A 3,567-nucleotide genomic window follows, 5' to 3' on the forward strand; every position below is an offset into this window, starting at 1 on the left:
TCAGCCACGCCGCGGCGAGCGCCGCCGCCGCGGCCACGCACAGCCGCCAGAGCGCGCTCACGGGATCAGTCCGAACACGCCGTGGTCGAGCCTGTCCAGGACACCCTTCATCGGGCTCGACTCGCCGGTGCCCGGGTCGAGAACGTGGTAGTGGCCGTCGTCGCCCTGGGGCTCGATCGCCACGGCGAGCCCGCCCTCCGCCGACCAGCCCAGCGGTTCCGGCGGGTTGTGGTGACGGGGCAGCCGCAACGCCGCCCGATCGGTCACCCGGGCCGTGCGCGCGTCCATGGTGACGACCTCGTCGCCCGTCAGCGTGATCAGGCAACGTCCGTCCTGCGTGGCCAGGGCGGGGAGGGTGGGGTCGAAGGGCGCCCGGCTGCGCACCCGGCCGCCGAGGTCCACGGTGAGCAGCTCGGTGTCGGGCGCGCCGGACAGGGCCCGGTGCCCGGTGGTGCCGATCACGCCGTACGGGCCGAGGCCGAGCACGCGCCTGACCTCCGGCAGCGCGGTCCTGGCGCCGGTCGTGGTGTCGATCAACTCGGTCCCGGTGCTGGAGACCAGCGCCGCCAGGCGGCCGTCACGGGACAGGTGCGGCTCGGGGACGGCGTGGGCGGGGAGCGGTCCCGTGAGGTCGCGCCGGGTGGCCTCAGGGAGGTGCTGCACGACCAGGCGGTCGGTGACGGAGTCGAGGTAGACGACGTGGTGGCCGTCGCCGCTGAGCGTCAGCGGCCCGGTTCGCCTGCCCCCGTCGCCGGTGGCGAGCCGGGTGACGGCCCTGTCCAGCGAGAACCCGCCGAAGTCCCAGGTGCTCTCGTCCCACTCGTCGTCCGGTTCGCGGCCGTCCGGCATCGTGGCGATCTGCCAGGGGCCGCTGCCCGAGGTGACGTACGCGAACAGGGCCGCGTTGCCGTGGGGCGCCGTGAGAGGCGACTTCGGCTGCTCGTCCGGCTCCGCCGCCGCGGCGGCGTTCCAGCCCACGGCCAGGAAGGGCGTGAGCAGCACGGCGGTGACCGCCCGCCAGGGGGTCGGCCGGTTCGCGGGCGTGACGGGCTGGGCGGTCAGTGCCAGGCCCCAGGCCGTCAGGGTCACGGCGACGCCGAGGAGCGAGCGGAAGGCGTCGAGGCCGGAGGACCAGCCGCCGCCCGGCGCCGACCAGATCACCACGATCGTCCCACCGGCCAGCAGCAGGCGCGCGGACCGGGACCGCATGGCCAGCTCGGCGGCCACCAGGTCGGCCGCCTCCGCCCGGAGCGGGCGTCGGTGCAGCCCCATGACCAGCAGGTTCACGGCCAGGATGACGGTGAGCGTGAACACCGCCCAGCCCCGCTCGGCGAGAGCCACCTCCGCCTGGAACGAGCGCGACACCGAGGCCAGCGCGATCGCGCCGGACACCATGGCGGCGAACACCCACAGTGCCCTCGTCAGGGTCGGCGCCAGTCGCACACGGAGCGGACGGCCGAGCCGGCCGCCTCGACGGGCGGCGAGCGTCTCGGCCGCGGCCATTCCGCAGAACCATCCGATCACCGGCCAGACAGGGCTGATGCCGAACGATTCTCCCTCGACCGTCGCGAACATGACGCCGAGCCCGGTGACCGTTCCGATACGCATGGAACGCGTCGTGACATGCAGGTAACGGAGAATAGCCGCGCCGTTGTCCGGAGTGACTTCTACCTGGTAAAAGCGGGAAAAACGGTGCATCCTGCTCCGCGACACGACCTCGGATTCAGCCCGGTACAGGAACGGGACCGCGACCACCAGGAATCCCAAAAAAGAAATAAACCCACTAAATTCCCCTTGTCCCCTCGGGAGAAAGTAGCAGAATGCTGGTCAAAGTCACAGGGGTGTGGAGTGATACCCGATAACGTGTGGGAACGGCTGGACCACGGCGCCGGGAGGGCGACCCGGAGCGAGATCCGGCGGATGCGCGCCGCCCTCGTCGCCCTAGTGGCGGCCGTGCCGCTCGCCCTGGCGGCGGCGGCGAGCGGGCTGGCCGTCCCCCGGCTGGGCGTCGACGGCGGCGACCCCGAGCCCGCGATCGTCCGTGACGACGCCGGCCGGGTACGGAACATGACCGTGTGGTTCCGGCACAGGATCGTCAACGACGGCTGGTTCCCCGTCACCGTCTCCGGTGTGGGCCTGCGCGCGGACGGCGTCCGGCTCACCGAGGTGCGTGCGGACGACGGCCGCGCCTTCCCCCTGACGATCCGCCCGGGCGGGCTGGTCCGGGTACGGCTCCTGGCGCAGATCGTCGACTGCGAGCGCGCCCTGGCCGCGGTCCCCGAGCTGTCGCTGCGGGCCGAACGCTGGTGGGGGAGTCAGAGCGCCGGCCCGGAACGTCGGGGCAACGCCGGCTGGGAGTTCGGAATCGAGTCCGCCTGCGACCGGTGAACGCGGCTTCTGTCCGCGAACGGTGACGTCACGAACGGTTAACAGCTCTCTGGGAAGTTCTCCAACGTCGTAAAGTTTGCCTCGTCAGGCTTCGTTAGGACACGTGGGGAAGTCGAATGCCGCACATCTCGCCGCTAGTCGCCGGCGATCCCTCCCAGCTGGGGTCGTTCCGGCTGACCGGAAGAATCGGCGAGGGCGGGCAGGGCATCGTCTTTCTCGGGGTCAACCAGCACGGTGAGCGGGCCGCCGTCAAATTGCTGCACGTCAAATTCACCGGTGACAAGAGCGCCCGATCCCGCTTCGCCCGTGAGCTGAAGGCAGCCGAGCGGGTGGCCTCGTTCTGCACCGCCCGGGTCATGGAGGCCGACCTCGACGGCGACACCCCGTACATCGCCAGCGAGTACATCGACGGGCGGGCGCTGCGCGACCTCGTCGACACCGACGGGCCGCTCACCGGCACCGCGCTCGACCGGCTGGCCATCGGCACCGCCACCGCGCTGACCGCCATCCACCACGCCTCGATCATCCACCGCGACCTCAAGCCCGACAACGTGCTCATCGCCGCCGACGGGCCGCGCGTGGTCGACTTCGGCATCGCCCGCATCATCGACTCGACCGGCACGATCACCAGCCGGGCCATCGGCACCCCCGCGTACATGGCGCCCGAGCAGATCGCCGGCGAGGAGATCGGGCCGTACACCGACGTGTTCGCGTGGGGGGCGACGATCGCGTTCGCCGCCACCGGCACCGCCGTGTTCGAGGGCAACTCGATCGCGACCGTGCTCAACCGGATCCTCACCCACGAGGTGGACGTGGAGATGATGCCGGAGCCGTTGCGCGGCGTGGTGCGGGCGGCGCTGTCCAAGTCGGCCGCCGACCGGCCCTCCGCCGACCAGATCCTGCTGCGGCTGCTCGGGCAGCCCGAGACGGTCGGCGCCTCCACGGCGCTGCTGACGCGGGGCGTGCAGGCGGCGGGCGACGACACCACCCCGTTCAGCCGCGTCTCGGTCACCGACCGCCCCGCCTCGGGCGGGCCGGCCGTCACCGCCTTCCCGGCCCTCTCCGGCCGCACAGGCACGCACAGCGGCTCCGACGGTACGGGCACCCACGGCGGCTCCGGCGCCAACCTGGCCAGGCAGGAGCTGCGCGCCATGTACCGCGAGCTGCTGACCCGGCTGC

At 72.2% G+C, this 3,567-nt stretch carries 3 protein-coding genes; 2 read left to right on the top strand and 1 reads right to left on the bottom strand.

Going from position 1 to position 3,567, the window contains the following annotated elements:
• Positions 1-57 precede the first annotated feature (57 nt).
• The gene (locus OUY22_RS36130; protein WP_270159819.1) at positions 58-1,608 is read right to left on the bottom strand and encodes a hypothetical protein; all 1,551 of its coding nucleotides are present in this window, start codon (positions 1,606-1,608) and stop codon (positions 58-60) included.
• 255 nt (positions 1,609-1,863) lie between these two features.
• Here OUY22_RS36130 and OUY22_RS36135 point away from each other — a divergent pair, with 255 nt between their 5' ends.
• Together OUY22_RS36135 and OUY22_RS36140 are read left to right on the top strand one after the other, a co-directional pair.
• Complete coding sequence (locus tag OUY22_RS36135) at positions 1,864-2,388, top strand: hypothetical protein (protein ID WP_270159820.1); 525 nt, start codon at positions 1,864-1,866, stop codon at positions 2,386-2,388.
• A gap of 116 nt (positions 2,389-2,504) precedes the next feature.
• Positions 2,505-3,567 (top strand): serine/threonine-protein kinase (locus OUY22_RS36140; protein ID WP_270159821.1); only part of this gene is annotated, 1,063 nt, incomplete at its 3' end.

Source organism: Nonomuraea corallina, from assembly GCF_027620315.1.
Taxonomy (GTDB): domain Bacteria; phylum Actinomycetota; class Actinomycetes; order Streptosporangiales; family Streptosporangiaceae; genus Nonomuraea; species Nonomuraea corallina.

What these genes read in the sequence shown, in the direction of transcription:
- OUY22_RS36130 (WP_270159819.1), bottom strand. Translation starts at nt 1,608, where the DNA reads ATGCGTATCGGAACGGTCACCGGGCTCGGCGTCATGTTCGCGACGGTC.